This is a genomic window from Bacillus kalamii (assembly GCF_047238185.1).
GTDB lineage: Bacteria > Bacillota > Bacilli > Bacillales > DSM-1321 > Bacillus_AD.
Window position 1 is genome coordinate 44,809 of the sequence record NZ_JBDFMI010000002.1, and the last position, 24,334, is coordinate 69,142.

The 24,334-nt window shown below is 33.8% G+C and carries 24 protein-coding genes and 1 pseudogene; all 25 read left to right on the forward strand.

Going from position 1 to position 24,334, the window contains the following annotated elements; genetic code table 11:
- Positions 1-343 precede the first annotated feature (343 nt).
- The 25 genes and pseudogenes from ABC357_RS16705 to istB all read left to right on the forward strand — a co-directional run bounded on the left by ABC357_RS16705 (position 344) and on the right by istB (position 24,292).
- The gene (locus tag ABC357_RS16705; protein WP_412888747.1) at positions 344-1,855 is read left to right on the forward strand and encodes a primase C-terminal domain-containing protein; all 1,512 of its coding nucleotides are present in this window, start codon (positions 344-346) and stop codon (positions 1,853-1,855) included.
- A 156-nt stretch (positions 1,856-2,011) separates the two neighbouring features.
- A complete protein-coding gene (locus ABC357_RS16710) occupies positions 2,012-2,392 on the forward strand; it encodes a single-stranded DNA-binding protein (protein WP_412888748.1) in 381 nt (126 codons plus the stop codon).
- Positions 2,385-2,729, forward strand: a complete 345-nt coding sequence (locus ABC357_RS16715) for a hypothetical protein (protein ID WP_412888749.1) — start codon at positions 2,385-2,387, stop codon at positions 2,727-2,729. The genes ABC357_RS16710 and ABC357_RS16715 overlap by 8 nt, the downstream gene beginning before the upstream one ends.
- A gap of 1 nt (position 2,730) precedes the next feature.
- Positions 2,731-3,978 carry a hypothetical protein gene (locus tag ABC357_RS16720; RefSeq protein ID WP_412888750.1) on the forward strand — a complete coding sequence of 416 codons (1,248 nt, stop codon included), beginning with the start codon at positions 2,731-2,733 and terminating at the stop codon, positions 3,976-3,978.
- A 68-nt stretch (positions 3,979-4,046) separates the two neighbouring features.
- On the forward strand, positions 4,047-4,541 hold the full coding sequence (locus ABC357_RS16725; RefSeq protein ID WP_412888751.1) for a hypothetical protein: 495 nt from the start codon (positions 4,047-4,049) through the stop codon (positions 4,539-4,541).
- A 14-nt stretch (positions 4,542-4,555) separates the two neighbouring features.
- Positions 4,556-6,094, forward strand: a complete 1,539-nt coding sequence (locus ABC357_RS16730) for an S-layer homology domain-containing protein (RefSeq protein WP_412888752.1) — start codon at positions 4,556-4,558, stop codon at positions 6,092-6,094.
- Positions 6,082-8,784, forward strand: a complete 2,703-nt coding sequence (locus ABC357_RS16735; protein ID WP_412888753.1) for a hypothetical protein — start codon at positions 6,082-6,084, stop codon at positions 8,782-8,784. Before ABC357_RS16730 ends, ABC357_RS16735 begins: the two co-directional genes overlap by 13 nt.
- 17 nt (positions 8,785-8,801) lie before the next feature.
- A complete protein-coding gene (locus ABC357_RS16740; protein ID WP_412888754.1) occupies positions 8,802-9,242 on the forward strand; it encodes a DUF5411 family protein in 441 nt (146 codons plus the stop codon).
- Between the two features lie 11 nt (positions 9,243-9,253).
- Positions 9,254-10,111, forward strand: coding sequence for a CpaB family protein (locus ABC357_RS16745; RefSeq protein ID WP_412888755.1), 858 nt, complete (start codon positions 9,254-9,256; stop codon positions 10,109-10,111).
- On the forward strand, positions 10,111-10,950 hold the full coding sequence (locus ABC357_RS16750; protein ID WP_412888756.1) for an AAA family ATPase: 840 nt from the start codon (positions 10,111-10,113) through the stop codon (positions 10,948-10,950). Before ABC357_RS16745 ends, ABC357_RS16750 begins: the two co-directional genes overlap by 1 nt.
- A 12-nt stretch (positions 10,951-10,962) precedes the next feature.
- Positions 10,963-12,366 (forward strand): ATPase, T2SS/T4P/T4SS family, encoded by a 1,404-nt coding sequence (locus ABC357_RS16755; protein ID WP_412888757.1) that lies wholly within the window; start codon positions 10,963-10,965, stop codon positions 12,364-12,366.
- Between the two features lie 17 nt (positions 12,367-12,383).
- Positions 12,384-13,358, forward strand: coding sequence for a type II secretion system F family protein (locus ABC357_RS16760; protein ID WP_412888758.1), 975 nt, complete (start codon positions 12,384-12,386; stop codon positions 13,356-13,358).
- A gap of 24 nt (positions 13,359-13,382) precedes the next feature.
- Positions 13,383-14,264 (forward strand): hypothetical protein, encoded by an 882-nt coding sequence (locus ABC357_RS16765; protein WP_412888759.1) that lies wholly within the window; start codon positions 13,383-13,385, stop codon positions 14,262-14,264.
- 29 nt (positions 14,265-14,293) lie between these two features.
- On the forward strand, positions 14,294-14,557 hold the full coding sequence (locus tag ABC357_RS16770) for a hypothetical protein (protein WP_412888760.1): 264 nt from the start codon (positions 14,294-14,296) through the stop codon (positions 14,555-14,557).
- Between the two features lie 68 nt (positions 14,558-14,625).
- A complete protein-coding gene (locus ABC357_RS16775; protein ID WP_412888761.1) occupies positions 14,626-15,018 on the forward strand; it encodes a DUF4320 family protein in 393 nt (130 codons plus the stop codon).
- 366 nt (positions 15,019-15,384) lie between these two features.
- Complete coding sequence (locus ABC357_RS16780) at positions 15,385-15,849, forward strand: hypothetical protein (protein WP_412888762.1); 465 nt, start codon at positions 15,385-15,387, stop codon at positions 15,847-15,849.
- A 172-nt stretch (positions 15,850-16,021) separates the two neighbouring features.
- Positions 16,022-16,915: a 3'-5' exonuclease gene (locus ABC357_RS16785; protein WP_412888763.1), complete on the forward strand. Its 894-nt coding sequence runs from the start codon at positions 16,022-16,024 to the stop codon at positions 16,913-16,915.
- 344 nt (positions 16,916-17,259) lie between these two features.
- A complete protein-coding gene (locus ABC357_RS16790) occupies positions 17,260-17,385 on the forward strand; it encodes a hypothetical protein (protein WP_412888764.1) in 126 nt (41 codons plus the stop codon).
- A gap of 81 nt (positions 17,386-17,466) precedes the next feature.
- Entirely contained in the window at positions 17,467-18,327 is an 861-nt protein-coding gene (locus ABC357_RS16795) for an ATP-dependent DNA ligase (protein ID WP_412888765.1), read from the forward strand.
- A gap of 605 nt (positions 18,328-18,932) precedes the next feature.
- A complete protein-coding gene (locus tag ABC357_RS16800) occupies positions 18,933-19,370 on the forward strand; it encodes a JAB domain-containing protein (protein WP_412888766.1) in 438 nt (145 codons plus the stop codon).
- A 1,358-nt stretch (positions 19,371-20,728) separates the two neighbouring features.
- Positions 20,729-21,064: a hypothetical protein gene (locus tag ABC357_RS16805; RefSeq protein WP_412888767.1), complete on the forward strand. Its 336-nt coding sequence runs from the start codon at positions 20,729-20,731 to the stop codon at positions 21,062-21,064.
- 61 nt (positions 21,065-21,125) lie between these two features.
- Positions 21,126-21,395, forward strand: coding sequence for a hypothetical protein (locus tag ABC357_RS16810; protein WP_412888768.1), 270 nt, complete (start codon positions 21,126-21,128; stop codon positions 21,393-21,395).
- A 78-nt stretch (positions 21,396-21,473) separates the two neighbouring features.
- Positions 21,474-22,136: pseudogene (locus ABC357_RS16815) on the forward strand (DNA cytosine methyltransferase); the annotation flags it as partial.
- Between the two features lie 114 nt (positions 22,137-22,250).
- Complete coding sequence (gene istA / locus ABC357_RS16820) at positions 22,251-23,534, forward strand: IS21 family transposase (protein ID WP_412885845.1); 1,284 nt, start codon at positions 22,251-22,253, stop codon at positions 23,532-23,534.
- Positions 23,534-24,292 carry an IS21-like element helper ATPase IstB gene (istB, locus tag ABC357_RS16825; RefSeq protein ID WP_412885551.1) on the forward strand — a complete coding sequence of 253 codons (759 nt, stop codon included), beginning with the start codon at positions 23,534-23,536 and terminating at the stop codon, positions 24,290-24,292. Before istA ends, istB begins: the two co-directional genes overlap by 1 nt.
- The last annotated feature ends 42 nt before the right edge of the window (positions 24,293-24,334 follow it).

The following is a 24,334-nucleotide window of genomic DNA, read 5'->3' on the forward strand; positions in this document are numbered from 1 at the left end:
AAAAAAACGCTAATTTTATAGATAAATAGTACCATATATTTCTCCTTTAAAAAAAAGGAAAAATAAAAAGCCCGATGTTAGAGCATCAGACTTTTTGGGAATTCTAGCGAACTCAAACCATGCGACCGGTTTTTCGCTAAATCATAATTTATATGTTCATTTTAACATAGAGCTGAAAATATTGTAAAGTCTTTTAGGGTATAATACTATAGATTTTAATTGGTATTTTTTGTATTTTATGCTCCTCTTTTATGAATATAAAATTGGTTTAGTGTTGAGTTTGTTCAATTCCCCAAATAATTGAGCAGATCAGCACTTTTTTGTTCTGCAGGAAGGGAACGCTATGACTAAACCAATTCATATTCCAGATATATTAACATTTATAACTCAAGGGCAACTTGTAAAATATAAGCCTATTAATAGTAAGGCTCCAATACAAAAGCAAATTCGTTATAGAAATCAGCAGGATATTTCCAAATATCATAAAGGAGTTGTCTTTGTTTCCCATAGCAAAAAGGATTTACTTATGGGAAGAGGGCATATTATTACATCATATGAAACACTAAATTCACAGTATAATTCCTTGTCTCATTGGACTCCTAATGTATTCAGGGGAGGTACTTACTATGACTTTAGTAAGAGGATAATAAAAGGGCATACGAAAGACAACTTGAAAGAAATTGGTGTATTTGGCATAGATATTGATTCTGAAAATGTACATCCTTATGATATTTTTTTAGCTTGTGATGAACAAGCGCTTCCTCGTCCAAATGTGCTATTAAAAACACCAAGAGGTTATCAAGCATTTTTTGTGTTGGAAACACCTTTTTTTATCCATAAGAGAGATAATTTTAAATCACTTAGAGTAGCAGAACGGATTGCACAGAATATTGTTGCAGCGCTCAGTTTTTCTATTCCGATAGATGCCAATTGTAATCCTTTTGGTTTTTTTAGAATACCAACTAACGATAATATCCTTTTTTTTAATGATACGGCTATTAATACCAAAAGATTAATAGATTGGTCTGTTAAATTCAGTGACAAAGAAAAGGGTAATAGGATCTATTTTATTTCTCCTGCAGGAACATCATTGCAGCCTGGACATAAAAAATGGTATAGGGAAATTATTTGCAATCCGTCTATTCAAAGTGGGAATTATAATGCGAGTAGAAACAATGCTTTGTTAACGCTTGCACTTGCAAATTACGCAAGTGATGTTGAGTATGAAACAGCATACAATGAATTGGACCAGTTTAATTCTAATTTAGATGCTCCATTGAGTAAGCGTGAATTTGAAAGAACTTTAAAATCTGCTTATTCCGGCCGTTATAAAGGACCAAACAAGAGATATATTGAGGGATTATTAAATGCATGGGGTAAAAATGATATTAATTTAGAAAATACTGTGCAATGTTGGTATAAGTTTAAAAAGGACCGTAAGGACCGTATACGGTCCCATTATCATGAACGGGAAGAAGATATTCTGCTGACAATCAAAAAACTAATATCCCCAGAAAAACCGTTTATTACAGGCAGTTTAACTCAACTTTCTGAAATGTTTAATATGGCCGTTTCAACTTTTAAAGAAGTCATTAAAAAGAGCAAAATCCTAATAAAACAGGTTAAGGGACAGGGGAGAAATGCTTGTTCAATGCTTTCAACAAAGTCGATGCTGTGGAAGCATACTATCCTTTTAAAGCGTAGAAATGGTAATGAGACTGGATTATTAGCGTTCTTATCATTACATGACATATTGATCCCATCGAATGAAATAGTGGCTTTATTAGAGGAATTCGACACAGTAAAATTAGTGAATTCTAGAGAAAATTTTATACTTCATCCACTAATAATTTAATGAGCCAGTGTGCCATTACATATCTATAGTATCCTTGTCTCATGTTTTTAGCTGCTACCCAGATTATAGTTATATTGTTTTTTTATTCAACATAATTTCGTTTAAAAAAATAACATAAAATGTTATAATTATAAAAAAATTCAAGGGGGTTTTTGGATGGGGGAACAATTTAAGAGTTTTAATAAGACATTTCAAAGGATTCTTCTTTGTGGACGGTTAGCGAAAGATCCAGATATTAGATTTTTGGCTGATTCAAAGGCTGTTTGTAATTTTGCATTAATAGTGGAAGATAGGTCTGGTGCAGATTATATTCCTTGTGTTGCCTGGGGGAAACGAGCGCAGTTGATTAATGACTATTGTAAAAAAGGGACACTCTTACAGGTAGAAGGAAAACTAAAATCTAGTAAATATCTAGATTCAGAGCAACGGCAGCAGTTTCAGTTACAATTTGAGGTTAGTTCTGATATGACAAGTATTCTGTTATTTATGGATAATAAAAAGTTGCCTGAAAATGAAGGGGCCGGGAATAATGAGTGATTCTGTTATTGTGAACGAAGTTCTGAAAAAGATGTTAGAAAATGCTTTATCAAGTGATTTAGAAGCAGCAATTAGAACATTCGATTCTATTGTAAAAAAGTATACATATCTTTTTGATGGGGATGTATATCAAACACAGGCTGTCTTTGTTAAAGCTGTTTTTCAGGAAAATAAGTCTTTGTTAGACGAAGATGATAAGTTTAGTCTCGATGCTAGTAAGATTGTTAGTGAAATGCCAACAGAATTGAAAGAAGAATTATATAATCAATTATTCGCAAAATTTTTAAATAAGATGGATGTTACGGAATTATTAAAGGGCAGTGGGGAGGAATCATAGTATGAAGGTGGTTTTATCTGTCAGGTCTGATATGGCGTATCAATTTGTTACTAAGCTTGTAGTGCGTAAAACAAGGTTTTCTGATGTTGAATTTAGAGAAAAAAATGCTACAACCATAAAGGATCTTGAGGATGCAATTGAGTTTTTTAAAGCAGATTTGTATATTGTTGATCGTCAGTTAGAGGATTCAGAAGGTTTATTGCTTTTACTGGATAGGTTTCATTGTGAATATCTTGTTATTGAAAATGATATTAAGGCCATTACTTCATTAATTAATGCTAAGTACGGTTTGCCAGAAAAAGAAGTAGTTTTACAGGTGGAAGATGCTAATGACTCTGAGCCAATCTACTATGATAGTCCTAAAAAGGAGTTAGAGGAAGCCAGGGAATCAAAGATTATCGAAAAAGAAATCATTCGCACTCAATATAGATCCATTCCATCTAAGGTTATAGTTGTGGGTTCATTATTTAAGGGAGCTGGTTCAACTTTGCTAGCAACAAATTTAGCAAGAATGATTGGTCAAAGAGGGTTAGAAGTAGCTTATATTGAACATCCTCTTATAAAGCCTTATATGTTTGATTATCTGCAGATTCATATAAAAGATAATCCGTATTATGATGTTGCTAGAGAGATCCAACAGGAAGGAATAGCACGATCTGTAAAAAATAGTTATTATCAAAATAAAGTACATTGGCATGTGATTGATTCAAGGAAACCACCATTACAATCTTTTTCATATGAGAATTTACTGGTATTATCTCATTCGATTCCGGCTAATATTTTAATCTTTGATATATCGGATAGATGGTTAGATCCTGAAGTTCAAAAATTTCTTTATTTAGCTAATGAAATTTTTGTTTGTATTGAACCAGATCCTATTAAAATGGATTGGTCACAGTATGTATATGATGGAGATACGTCATTTAGAGAAAAAATGACGATTGATTTTTTTGAAAAAAACAAAGATTCCATAGATTACCAGTTTGTAACTATGAAATATAACACTCAAATAGATGTAAAATTATGGAATGTAATACAAACAAAAAAACCATTGGGCAAGTTATCATATATTCCATATCCAGATATTGTTGAAGCACTGTTTAAAAGAAAACTCCTTTATGATTTTGAGGATTATAATGAATGGTTTGAGGAAGAATTGAAAAGTGTTTTAGCGAAAATAGTACCAAAGGACTTCCTTGTTTTGGATAAACGTAAGAAAATATCACTAAAAGGACTATTCAATAAATAGGTAATATAGGTAAAAATTACTTGCTATTGCCAATATTAGCAAGTATAATATTTATAAAGGAGGTATTCATGAATACCGAATGTATATTCTATCTCCTTTTAATATATATGGTGATTAATACCTATACTGATATGAAGTGGTTAATAACGTGGAATATGTTGCATTATACATTGATGATTTTTTCAATTCCCCTTTATTTATATCTGCACATTCCAGTTATTAATATGGTGTTAATCATCATCATTAATTTAGTAATTGGAGTGTTATTCCGTAAAGTTTTCAGTACATACGGAGCTGGGGATATTAAAATGCAAATAGTCTTAGGAATCTATTTTTCAAGTATGATTCCAGGTGTGCCGCATTATATTGTAATTGTGCTATTGCACACACTCCAACATGTATTATCGGTAATAATTACTCTTTTTTTAATTATTACGAGGAAAGTTTTACAAAGGGATACCATTCAATTTGGTAAATATGTAATAGATTCAGAGGGGATACGTTCGCCAGAAGCAGTACCATTACTAATCACAACCCTTTGTATGCATTTAATATTTTTATGATGGGGGAAAAGAACATGCAAACAAAAAAGGTAATTGTATCTACAGTTTTAGGGGCTAGTTTATTGTTTAATGCTGTACCATTTGCAGGAACTACCGGGAACATTATGGATGTTAAAGCTTCGACGATTGTTCAAAATGCAATTTTTAAGGATGTACCTGCATCGTCATTCGCTTTTAGCGCAATTAATGATTTAGTAAATCGTAAAGTAGTATATGGGTACAGTAAGGATAAATTTGATCCGACAGGAACGGTTACTAGAGGACAGTTTGCCACAATGTTAGCAAGGGCATTAAATCTTCCTCTTGCGGATAGTAAATTTAAGGATCTACCTAAATCAAAAGCGTTGTATAAAGATGTATCTAGGGCTGCTGTTGCAGGGTTGATCAAAGGGAATACAAAAGGCTATGTGTATCCTGAAAAAGCCGTTTCTCGTGCAGATATAGCCGTTATGATTGATCGTGCAATGAATATTAAAGGTAAATTTACCGAATCTACTAACTTATCCTTTAAAGATAGTGGATCAATACCTAATTATGCTTTAGAGAGTGTGAAGCGTATGACAAAATACGGAATCATATCAGGAAAAAGTAATAATACATTTGCTGGTGGTGAATTTGCGGATAGAGCCACTTCATCGGTATTTGTGTACCGTATGTTAAATGTATTGGAAAATAACACGTCTTCAACTCCAACACCGCCTGTAACACAACCAGAGAAACCAACAACACCACCGACAACGAATCCAGGACAGCCATCAGGAGATTGGCATAAGTGGAGTATAAACCAAATTGAATCCGTAGTCGGAGAATATAAAGTTCTAGAGCGTTCAGGAGATAAGATTTTTGAACAAGATTATGTGAAGCTATATCATGAAACTTTGAATGATCCAAGATATAGTCAATCTATGAAGTCACCACAAGAGTATTTTAAAGGTATGACAGAAGAGTTAGAGCTGAGTTATAGAAATTTATACAACTCGTATCCTAAAAAAGAAGTGATTTCTTTTAACGATGTTCCATTCAGAAACTCTAAGATTTTTTCTAAAACTATTGCTACTCCAACATCATCTTTCAATAAAGGATTAGCTGCAACTGTTCCAACACCTCCAACGATTGATGGAAATAATTTAATTGATTTACATACGTACACTAAAAATGCTGTAACGTATTCAAATAATAAAGCAAAAGTTACAACATTGAAAAATACACCATTGGCAGTAGCTGATAATACTGATTTTTTGGTGGATTTTGTGAGTCTATTCAAAAATACAAATAATATGGTTAAAGTAACAAATGGTGGATATACATTAGAATTTGAAGGCAATATAGTTAAATTGCAAAAAAACAGCAATATGGCCACAGTTAACGGTCAAAAGGTCACATTGTCAGCGAAAGTAACTGAGGATAATAGTGTGGTATCGGGTCCGATTGTTTCTATTGCAGATAAATTAGGGCTTTCTACAAGACAAATGACTCCTAAATATCCAACAGCACTTAGAGTTGAGATTGCGAACTATCCATTAGAAAAGGATGGGTTTTATTGGATAGATTAAAATACAGTTTAATTATTTTAATATGTGCACTTTTAATTCTTTCAGGGTTACCAATTTCTACTTTTGCGGCTTACCCACCAGAGGCATTACGAAGTTTAGATAATCAAATAAAAATGTCAACTCAGGAACAATGGACGCTAGGGGATAAAAATTATCAATATAGGATAACAGGATCAGACTTCTATAATGCTGATTTTATGTATGAATCAAACTGGTATGTTGCTATTGATAAAATACGAAACACTAAGATGATGATGCTAATGCGCCCCCGTTCCAAACAGCAATCAGGACGGACTTTTGCTCAAAATCAAGATGTTAGTTATTGGGCTAAGGCGTTTAACGGGAATGTTGATTTTGTAACGAAAACTGCTAATGAAGAACCTACTCGAATAAGGAGTGTTTTAACTAACGACCTTATAACACGCTCTTATAGTCGAGATATTGCAAAATGGTCTGGGGCTAAAGTTATAGCTGTAAAAGGTTTAAATAAATATGATGAGGCAGGTTTACAATTAGCAGAAGCAAACTTTCAAACTACTCCTTTTCCAAAAGCAAGCCTTAGTCTCCCATCGACTGGAAAAGAGAATATACCTTTCAATATAAGTTTAAACGGTGAAGAATTTTATCCTTCTGATTACTATGAGACACGTGAAGAAGTAAATTACGAACTGTCTCTAGATGGAACTGTTCTAAGATCAGGGCAAAAAGGAACCAACACTTTTACCGATACTTTGATACAAACTAAACCGAAAGGTACTTATACTTATATTTTAAAAGTATGGGATCAGGTAAAAAGAGCAACCACTGTTAAAAAGACAATTGTGATAGGTGATGCTGCCCCACCGCCTACTGAAGGAGGGGCTTGTCCAGAACCAAGAGAAGTGCCTAAAAGATATGAATATGAAATGGATCTAGAAGTATACAGATTGGATGGGCGTACTGCAGAAAAAGGAACATCAACTAAGACAGATGTATATGTGAAAAGAGCTGATTTTTCTTCTTCCCGGCAACAAGCTAAAGATGAATTTAATGACTACATTGCAGAGGTCCAGGAACAACAAAGGCACTGCGAAGAGATTCTGAAAAAGGCAGAGGATGATAAGAAAAAAGCTGAACAAGACAAAGCAGACGCAGAAAAAGCAAAAGTGAAAGCTCAAAGCGATAAAGCAGCAGCAGAGAGCGCTTATGCATCTTGCCAGGCTACAAAACCAGATAAGAATGGAAAGAAGCCAGATTGTTCAGGATACAGTTCCCAAATTTCAGCAGCAGCAGCAGCTATAACTACAGCCCAGAATAAGATTAATGAAGCCCAGAAAATGATTGAGCAAAAAACAAAGGAAATTGAAGCTGCAAAAAAAATGATTGAAAAGTATAAAGATCATATTAAAAAGGCTCAGGAAGAATTAGCGTATATAGGCCAGAAGGAATCTGAATATTCTGTAGTTTATCCGAATGTGAAGTTGTACTTTAATGATTCACAGGTTTCTAGCGTTAATGTGTCATTAAGTGAAGGGGAAGGGCCAAAGCGTTATACCTTCCCAAGTTGGACTCTTAACAATGATGGAACCATTATGGCGCAGATTAATGAGGATGGTCCCTATAATGAATTTCAATACCAACCTTTAGAAGATAGAAATGAAATTTCATTAGGTTATAACAATCGTGTTGGAAATGACTTGTACTCAAGTAGTTCATCAAATAACTGGAAAGACACACCTATTTATATAAGCAGTCATGATACAGCAGCTTGTGGGAGACCAGAAAATTATTTCTCAGATTCGGCCATTGAAGGTGTAGTAAGGACCATTAATGAAGATGGTTACAATAGAGAGCTAAAAGAAAGAGTAACAAGCCGTTTTGTAAAATTACCAAGAGATAAAATGAGAGCTGGATTTGGCTTTAATTATACGGTTGCGACAACATATGAAAATGAAGATAACGAGCCGGAACCCACCTTTGCTACAGGTACAAAAGAAGCACATTCTTTTTTTCCTACATTAGTAAATTATTTACCTTATAAGAAAGATCCAGCCATCGTTGGTTATTATTCAAATAAATCACCTATATATGAAGTTGAAGGATATAACGTAGGAATGGAAACTTTACAGCCTAATCAATCAGGCAGAGAAGTGAAATCCTGGGATCTACCAACAGTTGCCGTTGAGGAATATAGTGGAAATCTTTTTGCTGTAAGAAATAATGATTATTTACATCATGCAAAAAGGGAACCAAACGAAAAAGTCTTATTAAAAGATCGTGAAGGAAATGTTATTAATAAATGGTTTGTTGATTTTACTCAACCAGATGGTTACTACAACTTTAAAGTAAGGACCTATGAAGCAGGGGTTAATAAACTGAACACTTGCCAAGATGGAAGAGTTTTAGTTGATGGAACTATTATTGGTGATGAAAAAGGGAATGATGATTTTGTTAAAAGATCTGTCATACCAGAGAATCCTTTCCCGGCAGGAACAGGCTGGAACTGGAAAAATCAATTAACAATCATTAATAATCTTACTGGCTGGTATAGAAATTGGTATGAACACCCTACAAGCATTCCAGCAAGCGAGAATAAAAAATCATTTGATTTAACTATTGATAAAATTCGTGAAATTAAAGAATACAATAAGACGTTCGGTCATGAAATCAAATTGGACAAGCATTTTGAGAATACTGTTCATTTGAAGTGATCGTCAGGAGGTAAAGCATGTCTAAACTAACAATGGGAGCCTTCGCTTTATTATTGTTTATCTTTTTTACCGTATTTGCATTCAGCCAGCAATATTTAACAGTAGCAGATAGTGACAACGAAACATCTGTTACAAACTCGACCAGAAACGCCATGACACAAGCGATAAATTGGGGAAATGCCAGAGTAAATGAAGATATAACGATTAATGAGAAAGCAGCCATACAAGCTGTTGTTAGACAATACGGTGATAATGCTGACTTTTTTGACGGTGAGCGCTATGTAAATGTACATAGCCTATCTGAAAATCCTCCAATGTTGGCAGTAGATACTTATACTACTGTCAACACTCCTTTTCAGGGAATGGCGAACAGGTTCACTAAGGAAAATAAAAGCGATGAAAACATCACCAGAAGCCGAGAAATAGTCATATTTGAAGCTAAAAAGCTCATTAAATAAGGAGAATATCTATGAAAAGTAAATGGAAAAAAAGAATAGTAGCACTACTAACTGTAATTGTGCTTGTTTGTTCGATTCTTATTTTTACAAAAGTGAGAATAAATGCAGAAATGAATGAAAAACCGATTGTCGTTTCAAAAATAGATATACCTCCAAGAACCGAGATTACTGAGGATATGCTTGAAACAATTGTTGTACCTACTAAAAGTGTTCCAAGTAACGCAGCAAGTGAAGCAAAAGACATTATTGGAACCTGGACAAAGGCGGGTTACGGAATTCCAGCACATAGTTATATTTATGATAACAAGGTGACTGTACAAGATAAAATGCCTGATGCCGGGATTCTTGAATTAAAAGAGGGAGAAGTGGCTTTCCCGTTATTGGTAGATTTAGAAACATCTTTAGGAAATAGTATCATTCCTGATACAAAAGTAGATTTATATTTTAGATCTCTATTAAAAGATGAAGATTCAGACAAGGCTCTTTATGGAAAATTAGCATCCCAAGTAAGAGTGGTATCGGTGAAAAATGCCGATGCAGCTAATGTATTTGATCCGGATGAATACAGTAAAGGAACTTCAAAAGAAGCAGATGGCAGCAATAAAGCAAATTTCCAAACAGAAGAAAACTCAATGGCTAAGATTTATATTTTTGCAGTTCCTTCTAGTTTGAATGAACTATTAAATAAAGCGAAGCTACTTGGTGAAATCGTTCCGATTGCCACAGGAAAACAATCTAAAAAAGATTTAACAGACGATTTAAATGATGTAAAAGCTTATATCTATACTTCTTCTTACAAAAATAGTTTCTCTGAAAAAGATGTAGAAAAAGCAACAGCTTCAAAAGACAGTGAAAGTGAGGGAATCTAATGACTAAAGTTGTCAGTTTTTATGGGGCATCACATTCACAAGGGAACAGAACACTATCACTTACAATGGCAAAAATGCTGGCGGAAAGTGACTATAAAACACTCTATGTAGAGCTGGATCTATACAAGCCATCGGTTGCAATTGCTACTCAAATTACTGATGAATTGAGAAATACAAATGTCTATTTTCAAAATGTAATAGATAAAAATGTTTGGTCTATAGATCCTTACGTACTTAATAGAGCTTACTTACTGAATGCCAAAGCAAAATCTAAGCAATTGTATAGTCACTTGCCGGATAAACTTGACTTTTTAGTATTACCAATTGATTTTAATTTACGTGAATTCCCTGAAATAATTAACGGTGAAAAAGAATCAGAGAAGAAAGCCCATGAGTTTATTGAAAAATTCATGTATACATTAAACACAAGTAACTATGATTATGTCATTTTGAAACTACCTGTAGAATTAAGATCCATTTTCGGTTTTGAAATGATTGCTGCAAGTGATCACGTTGTTCATATTGTTACGCCAAGTGCAAATCGAATTAACGAAGGTAAACAGGTCACGAAGTTTTTAAATAATAATATATTTGGAATTGAGGATAAGTTGATTAATGTTATTAATCTTGCTTCTAAAGAAGTTCCGAATGAAGAGTATTGGGATCTATTAGAAGATCCGGTTATTGTTCCATATGATACGCATAGGCAGCAACAAGAATTTGAAATGAAATTTGGTTCGAGTTTGATAGAAGAGTCATTGCATATATTAGCTGACAGGCTTGATGCCGAACTAACAATCCAAAACAAGAGAAATAAAAAATCATTCTTCAAAAAGTAAGGGGGGGAATCAATGAGAAATCTTATTAATTACGAATTGTTACCACCAATGAAGAATGAAATTAATATAGAGCGATTACTCTTTTTTAAGCAACAAACTTCTAAAAAGGGCGGTAACTTAAAATATGCTTCCAATAAGATCAGCGCTGAAATTACAAAGAAAGTAAAAGACTATCTTGCTAACGAAGAATATCGAAAAATTATAATGGACTCTTTTGGAAATCGAGTTAAACAGGAGTCATTAAAAAATATTATTCACTCTTTTATTTCAAGTAAAGACTTTTTGGCGAAGTACGGCCCTCAATTATCTGAATTTGAATTAGTAGATTTAACCGAATTTTGGGTTGAAAAAATTGCTGGAATTGATGTTTTGCAACAATTAGCAGAAATTGAATCCGTTACTGATATTAAGTGTTTAGATTGGAATAATATATGGGTGGATGATATTGAAAAAGGGATGTACAAAACGGATGTAACATTTGAAAGTGAAGAGGATTATGTAGAATTATGTATTCGTTTTGCCCAGGCATCTAGTAAATCATTTTCACATGCAGAGCCATCTGTAGATGCTATTTTCCCTTATATGCGTGTTAATTTTGTTGGACAAGATTTATCACCTAAGATTAGTCTTTCGATTCGTTTAATCTCAAAAGAATTAAGACTATCAGACGAGTACATTCAAGAATCTGGCTATGCAACACCATTGATGATGAACTTACTAAAATATACATTTGCAACGGAAAGCCATCTAATTTCCGGAGCAACAGGTACAGGTAAAACAGAACTATTGAGATATGCAACTAAAGACACTAAGAATAGAAAAAATATCATAATGATTGAGGATACACCAGAAACATACTTAGATGAAATTTATCCTGAAAAACCGATCAATATGTGGCGTAACCGTCAGGCAAATAATGAAAATCAAAAGGATTTTGGTTACACCTATCATATTCGGAATGCTATGCGACAGAATCCTTTTTATATCTTTATTCAAGAAAGCCGGGGGGCTGAGTCTGCTGAAATTTTAAAAGCAAACGAAACAGGTCACGTAGTAAATACAACTCTACATGCATTTTCTGGGATTGATGCTGTTTATAGAATGATTGATTTATGCCAGGAAGCGCAGCATCATCCAGATTCATATTACGGAAAAAGGATTACACGTAGTTTTTCTATTGGCCTACACATAAAACGCTATAAAAATAAACGTGTTCTTAATGAAATAGTCGAATATATAGGTTATGAAGAGGGAGAAGTGAAGGCGAATGTATTATTTGAATATGATTCAGTCGCAAAGCGCCATATCAAAAAAGGAACCCTTTCAGAAGCTTTATGGAAAAGATTATTAGAAGAACATGAGGATCTTGAAGAACTTGAAGATCTATCTCCGTATAAAGTTTCAATGGTTCGATAAAGAGAGGTGAACATAAAATGAATAAAATAATGCTAATTACAGTAGTTGGATTAACAATCATTTCGATTTTAACCTATATATCGGTAATTCGATTTACTGAATTATCCTTCAGCAATAAAAGACAAAGATTATCAAACTTGCTAAGAGGAAAAGATGTAGATCGAAAAAGTACAAATAAGGTCATCGAATGGCTTGAAAAAAAGAATCTATTAAGATTTATAAGTTCAACTCATATAATGCATGAAGCGAAAAAATATGGTGTGACTATTACAAAACAATCCTATCTCCTGACCTTTTTAATTGGTTCGGTACTTGGGGTAATTATTATGTTTGTTTATTTTCGACCAGTAATTTTCCTGCTTCCTTTATCTATTATCGGTGGATTCATTGCCAATCATGTACAGTTACAGAAATTCCGCAAGAAATACATCATTGAATTGGATTCAAAAATATCAATCTATATGTCAGCAATGGCAACGGCATCCGGAACTTTCGGAAACGTGACGGATGCTCTAAGATCCATTTTACCTTCATTAGAAGAACCAATAAAAGGTGACGTTGAAGAAGCTTTAATTATGCTACAGGATGGTAAAACTGTCAGAGTCGCTTTTTCTAAAATGAATCAAAAATATAAAGAAAAGCACCTTAAACTCTTTCATGATCAATTAGATGCAATAGCCAAAAGTGGAATGGATACATTAGATTCTTTACGTAAAGTTGCTTTTAAAATGAAGAGAAAAGAAACATATCGCAGAAGATTAAAGACGGAGCATAAACAATCTTTAAAGGCATGGAAAACATTTGTATTCCTTAACTTATCAGCCCCATTTCTGTTCATCATAGCCAGCATGGACAATTACAATATTGTAATGAATCATATCGCTACTTCTATTGTTTTCTTGATAACGTTCAGCTTAATTTTTGTTACATGGAGACAACTTGAGAAACTAGAAATTTATGATCCTACTGCAGATGAAGAAATTGAGGTTTAATCACATGGAAAGGAGGAAAGCTTTGTGGCCATATTATTAGTACAAGCTGTTCAAGTAATTGCAGTCCTAGCAATTGTAGTGTCCGGATACAAAACTGTTCAACTTGTTCTGGAAGCTAAATCGTCAAATAAATTTGTATTAAAGAGTTTTTTCCAGAATAAAGAGGAAGCTAAACTGCAAATCAAAGAACAGATAGGGTTAATAGAGCGATATACCTCTTTTAATAAATACAAACGCTATTTAGAAATGAAGTTGCAAGAAGCTCGACTTGAGACACCTGTAAACAGATTCATTCTACAATGCGTATTAATGTCTGTTTCTATTCTAATAGTAATGCTGTTTATGTATTCTTTTACTCATTTAAAACTTTATATTTATCTGGCAATTCCATTAGCAATCTTTGGTTATATGATTCCAAATAGAATTGTAAAGAAAAATCTAGCTTACTATGAGCAACAAATGAAAATCCAGTTACCAGAGTATCTTTCAAATTTTGCTATTTTGTTATCAACATATACACCATTTGAAGCAACAAGAAGATCAGTAGAATATGCGGGATCAATTCTAAAACCATTAGTTGAGCAGATGGTACAAGATATTGAATTGTCTCCTTCATCTACAAAGCCATATGAGAAATTTGCTGCTGCAGTTGGATTGAGAGAAGCAAGAGAGTTTGTTGTTGCTTTACAACAAATTATGAAAGTTGATTCAAAAAATAGTCAAAAGATTATTGAGGATCAGATCACAATTATGGAACAACTAATTGAAGAAGCAGAAAATGAGCAAATTATTGCTCGTCCCGACAAGGTCCATTATTACATCATGCCAATGCTATTTACTATGGTAGCAATCATATTTACATTCGTCTTTGTCATGCTTGCAGATTCATTTAGTAATTTATATTAATAATTATTTAACTATTCGGAGGAATTTAAATGAAAACTTTAAACAATTTAGCGCTAAAAGTGAATGCGAAATTCAACCTGTTTAAAAGTAAAACCACATCATTTTTGAAGGACCAGGCATCTGTTAAAACAACAACAGAAGAAGGAGTTTTAACCTATGCGGCTGTTGTTCTCGGTATTGTTATCCTGGGATTAGTTTTTGTATGGCTTACTGGCGGATTCACAGCTATTGGTAATTTCTTTAATGATGGAATTACAGGGAAAAATACCAAGCCTGATGGTTGGGGCAAGTAAGAAAGCAAATTGGAGAAGAGAAGGGTTAATTTTCCTTTCTCTTTTTTCTTCAAAGGGAGTGGAGTATTTTGAAAGGGTATGTAGGTACAGCTTTTGTATTATTAATGACACTTTGCTTTTCGGTTTTTATACCTGATTTAATTGTATATGGAACACTAAACTATAAGGCAAACGCCATCGTAGAATCTACAACTAAAGAAGCAGAAATGTTAGGGGGTATAACCCCGGAAGTAAAAACATCTATGGATGAAACCATTAAGCAATATGGATATGATCGGCAAAAATACAATGTGGAATTCGGAAATTCAGGGAAGATGCAGCAGGGTGGAAAATTTACTGTAAAACTAAGCTCTGAATACACATTTAAGGCATTTAATTTACTAGGTACGGGCGTAGGAAAGTTTACATTGCCTGTTGAAGCAGAGGACTCAGGAATTAGTGAAGTATGGTATCGGAATTAAAGGGTGATATGCTTTGACATTAAAATTAAAGGCTCTATGTACAAAATCTTGCTTTGATAAAACTATAAAGACTGATGGGAAAATCAATCATATACAAAGATTTCAAAAGGGGAATATTTACACAGTAGGCATCCACAATAATTTATACTATTTGGTTGATGAACATGGAATCTTACATGAATTTAACAGTGACTATAAAAAATTCTTCCAAATAGTATTAAATTAGTTATATATATATATGTTAATTTTTAAAAGTATTTTTTTCAAAAACTAGGAAATATTTCTGTATGAATTTATATAAAAAGAGGGTAATCTATAAATAAAAAGTGTAAAAATAATAAGTATGAAGGTGTTAGGAGAAATTATATGAATTACCCATCAAAGACATTTAAAATACAAGCTAAATATAAAAAGCTATTTCAAGTCTGTCTCGATGTGGTAAGTAGAGATAAATCCGAGTTAACATCTGCTTTGTTGAAAGAGAAAATAGGTTTAGTCAATTTTAACTTATTACCTACTTATGATTTTAATGAATTAATCAGTACAATGATTTATAATCTGAAAATCCTTGTTGATAAATCATCATACAATGAAGTAAAATCTTTTATTCAACATCATGAGAAAGTTAGTGAAATACTACCTTATTTATCTTCTATTAGTAATCATTTAACAGGGCTACATGTAAGAGTTTCTAATGATATTTCTAAAATAGTTTATCAATTAAAAAAAGAAACACTTGGAGAAGTTATCGAATTAGCGATTTTGTGGTTTGTTATTCAAAGCTCTAAAGAAACATACAATTTAATTAAATTTACGGTACAAAGCATATAAGGAGCAACCTTTGATCTAATAGAGGTTGCTTTTGTCTTATCTAAATTTATTCAAATTAAGCATGAGGAAAAGAGATAGACCAGGAACTATTTTCTATGAAGTAAAGGTTGTTATGATAAAAGGTTATCATCTATAGTCAGTAAAAAAAATTACATGATCGAGGGTGAAAACAATGGAAGTAGAGCGTATTAAAGGAGGTTGGGCCAATGTCCCAGAAAACCTTAAAACTAAAACACAATTAAATAAAATAGGACTAAAACCAATAGATGAAAATAAGCCAAGAGCAGAGGTATGGAGCTATAAAAGCTGGTATAAGCTATATGATATTGAATTAGATACTAAAGCTAAGAAAAAGCCCTCAGAAGCTCAATTAAGCGCATTACAGAAAGCACTAGATGCAAGACTCCAAAAACTAACCTGTGAACGCTGTAACAAGCCAGAAACGGCATTTAAACACCTAGTTTTATTAGAGGGAATTAAATTATGCCGTCACTGTTATGGAGAAGCCGAACGGAAATTATTAGAACAATTAGGAAAAGAATGTGCGCTGCAGACCTTTGGAAAGTGGTATAAAGAGGATTTTTACATACTTGATACCGAAACTACATCTTTAGAAGGGGAAGTTATAGAAATATCAATCGTAGATGCAAAGGGATCTGTTATTTTTAATGAATTAGTAAAACCATTTGGCCCTATATCACTTGATGCAAAAGCAATTCATGGCATTACAGAGGAAATGTTAGATGACAAGCCGACTTTTAAAGAAATTTATAAAAACCTTAAACCAATTTTAGAAAATAAATTAATTCTTATATTCAATGAGATTTTTGATCGGGAAGCAATATTTAGAAGCTGTGATAATTGGAAATTAAAAACTCCTAACTGGCAAACGGATTGTGTCATGAAGGCGTATGCTGATTATATTCAAACGGATAGATACGTTTCCTTAGCCAATGCAAGTGGGCAATGGCCAGCCCATCGTGCATTAAACGATTGTCAATCCACTTTAAAGGTCATTCAAGATGTTTGGGCAGACTTAGATTTAATTGAGGAAAAAATCGAATAAAGTCTTTGGGGAATTATAAATATAAAAATAAACTACCTAAATATCAAGGTAGTTTATTTGGTATGTACCCAAGATTATCAAGGTTTCGACAAATGTAAGCGCTTTCACACACTTACAAATAAAAAATTTGACGAATCTAGGAAACTATGATATACTACATGTATAGGAGTGTATTGAAAAAGTTTCACTCTTACACCCTATGCTTTGTTTCTCCGCAAAGTAACTATAGCATAGGTGCAACAAAAAATGCAAGGTGGAACCTAGCATTTTTAGAAATTACATAAATTGGATTAGTAAGAATAACTTTTTTTCTACCTCCTAAATACATAAGGAGGTACGCTGATATGACGTTCGTAAGAGAACATGTGCGTGCTGCTCATATGGTAAAGGGCCATTTCCGATCAGGAAAATGGATCAATGCCTACATGATGCCAACATGTACAATCGGCTCTCATTTTAGAAGAATCTAAAATGAGAAAGGAAAGCGCTTAGAAATAAGCGCTTTTTTTATTTTACCTGTATACATAAATCATTGTTATGTGAATAATAAGGTGAAAAGTGGTGACAGCATGTATATATCGCCTATGTTACTTCAAACAGCCCTGGAGCCATTTAATTCCGACCAATATCTATTTGAACCGAAAAGTAATGGTGTTCGGTTGTTGCTACATTCTAAGTCTAATGAAATTACCGTTTTTACAAGGCATGGCACAAACTTAACAGGGCGCTTACCTGAGATAGAAAGTTTGTCATTGCCTGATTTCTATTTAGATGGGGAATTAGTTTGTTATAAAGAAGGACAGGAAGATTTTGAGTCAGTTATGTCTAGGATCAATGCCGCAAGTCCTCGAACTATTCAAAAAGGGTTTCATGATAATCCTCTTATATATATCGTTTTTGATATTTTACAGTCACAGGGCAATTGGATTGTTAAATTACCTCTAATGGAACGGAAAAAAATCTTATCTGCAGTGTTGCCAGAAAGTACGCATTTAAAGCAAACAATCGTTTCTGCCGATTATGGCAACGAATTATTTAACCAGGTTAAGTTGCTTGAAATGGAAGGGATAGTGGCCAAGAAAAAAAATTCTTTTTATGAAATTGGCCAAAGGTCAAAATCATGGTTAAAGATAATCAATTGGCGTTATTACATTTGTTTTATAACGGGTTTTAAAAAAGAACAAACCGGATGGCTTTTAAATATGGATGGCCAAAATGTAGGTGTAGTGGAATTTGGTATGAATCCTGTTCATAAAGAAGCATTTTACAGAATATCAAAAGGAATCATTACCTCTGAAAATGAGCGTTATGTGTACATAGAACCATATATAAGATGCAAAGTGAAGGGAAGAGGGATTTTAAGAAGTGGTTTAATCATGACGCCAGTATTTGTAGAATTTATTGTTGGTTAAGCCCTGGTATTTTAAAAGGGATTAAAGGAAAAAATCCAACCTTTTAGTAAATTAAAGAGGGTTGGATTTTATTTATACTACATTCGGAAAGCATACAAAAAAGTATTTTTGTATGCTATTTATCCAGCCATTTTATAGGCAACCTATTTAAGCTTGCCTATAAAAATATTGCTTCAGCAATATGACGAAATGAAAAGCCATCCGGTCTTTTCATTTCTATGGCTCATTCCCTCTAAAAGATCCGTTGTCGAAACGGATCTTTTAGATTGAACAGCTTCGCTACGCTGCGCCTTTCAACTCCTGCCGGAGAGGGTGAGATAGTGGAAACACACTCCTTCCAAAAGCTCTTAACCCTACATTTTCCTCACTTATTAATCAAGACCACGACTGCATGACTTATTATTGCTATCGCTAATAATAAGACACCTGAAAGGGCATAATCCGGCCTTTCAGGTTACATGCCCTCATGCAAGTCGCATCTTGCGTATGCGAGTCTTGACCGCATTGTGAGAAAAATTCCAGTGACATTATATGAACTAAGCATTAAAAAATCTCACTTCCGATTGTTTTTTTCAAGAGTCAAATTTGGAAGGAGTTGTTTAAATATGAAATTTGAAAAAATCATTGAAGTAGTAACCGTTAAACAAATAGTTAAAGAGGTTGAAACGGCAACTATAACAAGTCCAGATGCTATTGCTGCTTATGCGCAAGAACTTATAGGTGATGAAACTAGAGAAAATATGCTAGTGTTTTATTTAAACACTAAAAATAAGGTGGTTGCTTATTATAAGGCGCATATAGGCACACTGAATGCCAGCATCGTTCATCCAAGAGACGTTTTTGCGCCAGCTATCTTACATAATGCAGCATCAATCATAATGGTCCATAATCATCCATCGCACAACTTAACCGAAAGTAGAGAGGACAAAGATGTTGCAGCACGTTTTGTAGAATGTAGCAAGTACCTGGGAATTGACTTGCTGGATTTTTTGATAGTTAATCCATATAGCTTTAACAGCTTTAAAGAAAAAGGTTACATCTAATAAAATAGGCCCTGAACTAATGATAGATCAGGGCCTAATATTTTTTTTGAAATTAACCTAACTTCAATCGTACCTTTCATCCGATAAACCGTCCCGTTTTATCGGAAAATGCCAATAAAACTATCCGAATTCAACAGGAAATTCGGATAGTTTGGAGATGTATAAAAAATTTTCTGTTATTAGGCGATTGCCTTCCATAACTGCCATGCTGCTTAAAGTCACGCAACTCAATTTTCGCTATTGCCTAGTTATCTTATACTGACAGCAATAGTTCCGAAAGGTTTTCAGCCTTCTATTCCATCCACTTTAAGATAACTATACAGTATTCAAGCAGACTTCTTTTCGGACCTAAACGACACTTATAGGACTTATTTTTATTCTTGTCTGAAAAATTAAATTTTATACTAAAAATTTCAGAGATACTAAAGAAAGTGAGTGCGATTGGTTGTTTATGGAAATAGTATTGATATAATTATTACAATAAGTATTCGTGAATACCTTGAATTTCAAATAAAAGGAGGTGTAATTTTGAGGAAAAATCATTTTATTAATTCATATTCATTGTCTTTAGTTGCAATCTCTTGTTTGTTATTGATGTTTCTAAAACCGATTGGACTTATTTTCTTTTTACTATCAGCGATAACAATTGTATTAAGAGGAATTACTATAAAAAAATTTGGGAATTCAGACCAAATTATAAAATAGAAAATTGCTACTTCCCATGCTATAATTAGGAAAGACGAGATGCGCTAACATCCCGTCTAACCGATGTAACCTTGCTCGTCGTGTGAGGTTGCCTAATACGTTTATTTCATAGAAACCGCCCTCGGCTGCTACGCTTTCGGGTGGTTTTCTTTTTGGATTTTCTATATAAACTACCTACAAAACAACAACCTTCCTTTTTTGTGGCAGCACGACAGACTCATTGGAAAAAAAGTTCGTTTTTCCATGACTCTGTAACGTGTCGCTTCATTCCTAAATGGTCCGATAATATGCATCTGTACGTCTTTTTAAGACTACATCTGCTATATTCCTGTCCCATTTGCTTTTCAGCCGGAATAAACGAGCCAAACACCCTAAAACACAAAATCTAAGAGCATAAGGAAAGCAGCCAAAATCGGCTGCTTTTTTTATGTATTATTTTCCTCTTTTGCCTTCCGCACTATATCCGTCAGAAACCGACTAAGCTTTCGATTCGCACAGATTCCTAGCCTTCGGCCTATGCGAATTGAAAGCTAAGACGGTTGCCAGCATGTAAAGGGGCCATAAATTTTTTTCTCCATTTAAACCCTTTACGGAAGAAAAAATTTTATGTCTTTAACCCTTTACACGCTGCCAATCTGACGGATACATGCTCCATGTCAAAAGGGAAAAATAATCCCTTCTGGGCCTTCGGCTTGCGGAAAGGCAAAACCAAAAATAAAAAGGATGATGAAAACATGATAGTAAATCTGAAAGCTCAAATTCAAGAGATCAAAGAAGAAATTTACAAAAGACTTCAAGGTAACGAATACATAACCACAATTGATCAAGAGCTTGAGTATCAATATTATACAGGTTCTATCTATTACATGAGCCATTGTTCCGTTAATGATTGCAAAGTTTTAATTCGAGTTGATCCTTACAATATGTCGGTTACAGCAAAGTTTGAAAAACACCCAGAAACTGGCCCGTTCTATTTGTTCAATTTATAAGTGTGAAGGGGATGTTCCCCTTCCACTCTCATAAAAAAATCAGAATAAAGGGGATTTTAAAATGCCAAAAGAGAACAGCTTTTTTAGAACCATGATTGAAGAAAAGGGATTAATGAATGACATTTTAGAGGTTGAATTTGAAGGATTAATAAACCTTATGGAAGTGCCTGTATTAGTCAGCCATTTGGAAAATGCGCCAGCCCATGAACAAGTGATAATAGAAAAACAACTTAGAAATATTGACTTGATAAATGCTGATATGAAAGAACATCTTAAATTTTTGTTTGAATGCTATCTGAATGAGAATTGTAAAACGAGATTTTTAAAGTAACAGGAACCGTTCAAACAAAGCCAGCCGGAAGGAGTGAATCCTTCCTTCCGGCATTAAGTCTGAAAGGGGAATTTATTTATGATCAAAAGATTAATTAAGAGTAGAAGTGCAAAAAAATCAGATAGAGGTACATATTTACAAGATCCGGAACTCACTGCTACCCAGTTTAAAGTTGGGACACCTATCACTTATGTAATTGATAAGCATAAACAAAGAATATCCATTGTTCCTTCTGCGGAAACAACGAAGAACAAAGTATCTAAAAGAGTTAGAAAAAATTTGATCAATCCGGTTATTGATCTGAGAAGCAAGGAGATCCTCACTTTATTTAAAGATGCCGATTCTTTGCAAGTTCAAATATTTGAAGATGAAATCATTGTTGAAGCTATCCATCATAAACAGAAAAAAGGCGTTTTAAATAAATTTTGTAGAACAATAAAGAATAAATTTACTGTGTCATTCTTGAAAAAAGATCTTCCTCAAGCTGTAAATCATTCATATGAGCAATTATCTATAGATGATTTTTTAACAACTGACAGTCCTGTTTCATCCCATATTCCTTACATAAAGAATGCTATCGAAAATATTCATTTACCTTTGCAAGTAGTTTCCCTTTTTTCTGGGGCTGGACTATTAGATTATGCGTTTAAATCTCAGGGTTTTGAAGTGGTATTTGCTCTTGAAAAAGATGCAGATATTACTAAAACATATGAATATAATTTAGGGCAAATTGTAACTGCCGATATAAATGATTATCCATTGGATAGAAATGCTAATTTAAATATGTACAGTATTGCTCGAATAAATATGTACAAATTTGATATGAATCTACATACTAATCTTGGGGGGATTAGTATGTACATAACAATGAATATTGATATCGATTTTGAGATTAAAAGTCTTTCAGACTTACCGAAATTCAAACAGATTATGGAGCATATGAAAATGAAAATCAATAAAAGTAAGCTAGCAAAGGAATTGGGTGTGGATCGGCGGACAATTGATAAATATCTAAATGGCTTTATCCCAAAAAGAAAAAGGGAAAAGCCCTCAAAGATTGATCCTTATTATGAAATAATAGCCGCATTGTTATCAGAAGATTCAAAACAGGTATTTTATTACCGTCGTATGCTTTGGCAGTACCTAAAAGACAATCATGGATTGGAATGTGGAGCTTCAACCTTCCGTGCGTATATAGCTCGTACACCTGAATTTAATGCCTACTTTGAAGAGGATAAACGTATTTCTTCACCCAAAGGGACAGTCCGATTTGAAACGCCACCAGGTAAGCAGGCCCAATTAGATTGGAAGGAAAACATTTTATTCGAAACCAAAGAGGGAGAAAAGATAGAAGTCAATGTGGCGGCTTTCATTTTATCAAATTCCAGATTCCGAACATTTCAATTAAGTCTTTCTAAGTCACAGAGTACCTTACTTTCTTTTTTAACAGATACTTTTGAAGCAATTGGCGGAGTTCCAGCTGAAATCCTTACGGATAATATGAAAACGGTAATGGATGAAGCGAGGACTGATTATCAACCTGGGAAAGTGAATGCGAAATTTGATCAGTTTGCGAGGGACTTTGATTTTAAAGTCAAACCATGTATTGCAGGACGACCGAGAACCAAGGGGAAAATTGAATCCACAATGAAACTCCTTGATGAAATTCATGCGTACCAAGGTCAACTGACAATGGAGGAACTTCATCTATTCATACAGGATTTAGGGAATAGAATGAATCACCAGATCCATCAAGGAACGGGGAAAATACCGATTATGGAATTCAAAAAAGAAAGGAACCACTTACTCCAGCTACCAACTGACAAAGTAAGAGATTCCTATCGCATCAAACATACACATGTAAAAGTCAATGCATCAAACATGATTTCCTACAAATCGAATCAATACTCTGTACCACCAGAATATCAAGGAAAAAAAGTAGGCTTACAGGTGTATGATGACTACTTGTGGATTTATTATAACATGAAACTGATCGCCCAACATCCAATTAGTAACGCTAAACTTAATTATCAAGAGGAACATTATAAGGCAAGCTTACTTGTTTCCACCCCTCATTATCCTGAAATCGACGATTTAGCAAAACGGAATTTAGCAACGATTGGAGAAGTGTATAAATAATGAATCCAACTACAAACTATCAACAATTATTATGGAATCTTGACTATCTAAAGTTAAAGCAAATGAGCTTACATTTAAATGAAATCGTAGACTTCAGCGTAAAGCATCAGATGTCATTTATCGACACATTAATCAAGTTGACTGCGTATGAAATAGACATACGGGAGAAAAACATGACGCAATCGATGGTGAAGGTCGCAGCTTTCCCTCATTTTAAGGAGGTGAAAGATTTCGATTTTACCTTTCAAACATCGATTAACCAACAGCAGATTCTAGACTTCCTTACATTGCGTTTTATCGAGGAGAATGAAAATATTGTGTTTTTAGGACCAAGTGGTGTCGGTAAAACCCATTTGGCCACAGCAATAGGGATTGCGGCAGCAAAGAAACGGACGAGTACCTATTTTATTAAGTGCCATGACTTGATTCAAAATTTGAGGAAAGCTCGATTAGAAAATCGGTTAGAGAGCCGTTTGAAGCATTACAGCAAATACAGACTGTTAATCATCGATGAAATCGGTTATTTACCGATTGATCACGAAGACGCTAAGTTGTTTTTCCAGCTGATTGATCGAAGATATGAAAAAAGAAGTACCATCTTAACAACCAATGTGAATTTCAAAGCGTGGGATGAAATATTTCAGGAACCTAAACTGGCCAATGCCATATTAGACCGCATTTTACATCATGCGACAGTTGTGCCTATGATAGGTGATTCATACCGATTAAAGGATCATTTAGCAAAAGAGAACGAGTAATTCTGTACATCCTTATCCAAGCGAAAGTGTACATATTTATGT

What these genes read in the sequence shown, in the direction of transcription:
- ABC357_RS16705 (WP_412888747.1), top strand. Translation starts at nt 344, where the DNA reads ATGACTAAACCAATTCATATTCCAGATATATTAACATTTATAACTCAA.
- ABC357_RS16710 (WP_412888748.1), top strand. Translation starts at nt 2,012, where the DNA reads ATGGGGGAACAATTTAAGAGTTTTAATAAGACATTTCAAAGGATTCTT.
- ABC357_RS16715 (WP_412888749.1), top strand. Translation starts at nt 2,385, where the DNA reads ATGAGTGATTCTGTTATTGTGAACGAAGTTCTGAAAAAGATGTTAGAA.
- ABC357_RS16720 (WP_412888750.1), top strand. Translation starts at nt 2,731, where the DNA reads ATGAAGGTGGTTTTATCTGTCAGGTCTGATATGGCGTATCAATTTGTT.
- ABC357_RS16725 (WP_412888751.1), top strand. Translation starts at nt 4,047, where the DNA reads ATGAATACCGAATGTATATTCTATCTCCTTTTAATATATATGGTGATT.
- ABC357_RS16730 (WP_412888752.1), top strand. Translation starts at nt 4,556, where the DNA reads ATGCAAACAAAAAAGGTAATTGTATCTACAGTTTTAGGGGCTAGTTTA.
- ABC357_RS16740 (WP_412888754.1), top strand. Translation starts at nt 8,802, where the DNA reads ATGTCTAAACTAACAATGGGAGCCTTCGCTTTATTATTGTTTATCTTT.
- ABC357_RS16745 (WP_412888755.1), top strand. Translation starts at nt 9,254, where the DNA reads ATGAAAAGTAAATGGAAAAAAAGAATAGTAGCACTACTAACTGTAATT.
- ABC357_RS16750 (WP_412888756.1), top strand. Translation starts at nt 10,111, where the DNA reads ATGACTAAAGTTGTCAGTTTTTATGGGGCATCACATTCACAAGGGAAC.
- ABC357_RS16755 (WP_412888757.1), top strand. Translation starts at nt 10,963, where the DNA reads ATGAGAAATCTTATTAATTACGAATTGTTACCACCAATGAAGAATGAA.
- ABC357_RS16760 (WP_412888758.1), top strand. Translation starts at nt 12,384, where the DNA reads ATGAATAAAATAATGCTAATTACAGTAGTTGGATTAACAATCATTTCG.
- ABC357_RS16770 (WP_412888760.1), top strand. Translation starts at nt 14,294, where the DNA reads ATGAAAACTTTAAACAATTTAGCGCTAAAAGTGAATGCGAAATTCAAC.
- ABC357_RS16780 (WP_412888762.1), top strand. Translation starts at nt 15,385, where the DNA reads ATGAATTACCCATCAAAGACATTTAAAATACAAGCTAAATATAAAAAG.
- ABC357_RS16785 (WP_412888763.1), top strand. Translation starts at nt 16,022, where the DNA reads ATGGAAGTAGAGCGTATTAAAGGAGGTTGGGCCAATGTCCCAGAAAAC.
- ABC357_RS16790 (WP_412888764.1), top strand. Translation starts at nt 17,260, where the DNA reads ATGACGTTCGTAAGAGAACATGTGCGTGCTGCTCATATGGTAAAGGGC.
- ABC357_RS16800 (WP_412888766.1), top strand. Translation starts at nt 18,933, where the DNA reads ATGAAATTTGAAAAAATCATTGAAGTAGTAACCGTTAAACAAATAGTT.
- ABC357_RS16805 (WP_412888767.1), top strand. Translation starts at nt 20,729, where the DNA reads ATGTCAAAAGGGAAAAATAATCCCTTCTGGGCCTTCGGCTTGCGGAAA.
- ABC357_RS16810 (WP_412888768.1), top strand. Translation starts at nt 21,126, where the DNA reads ATGCCAAAAGAGAACAGCTTTTTTAGAACCATGATTGAAGAAAAGGGA.
- istA (WP_412885845.1), top strand. Translation starts at nt 22,251, where the DNA reads ATGTACATAACAATGAATATTGATATCGATTTTGAGATTAAAAGTCTT.
- istB (WP_412885551.1), top strand. Translation starts at nt 23,534, where the DNA reads ATGAATCCAACTACAAACTATCAACAATTATTATGGAATCTTGACTAT.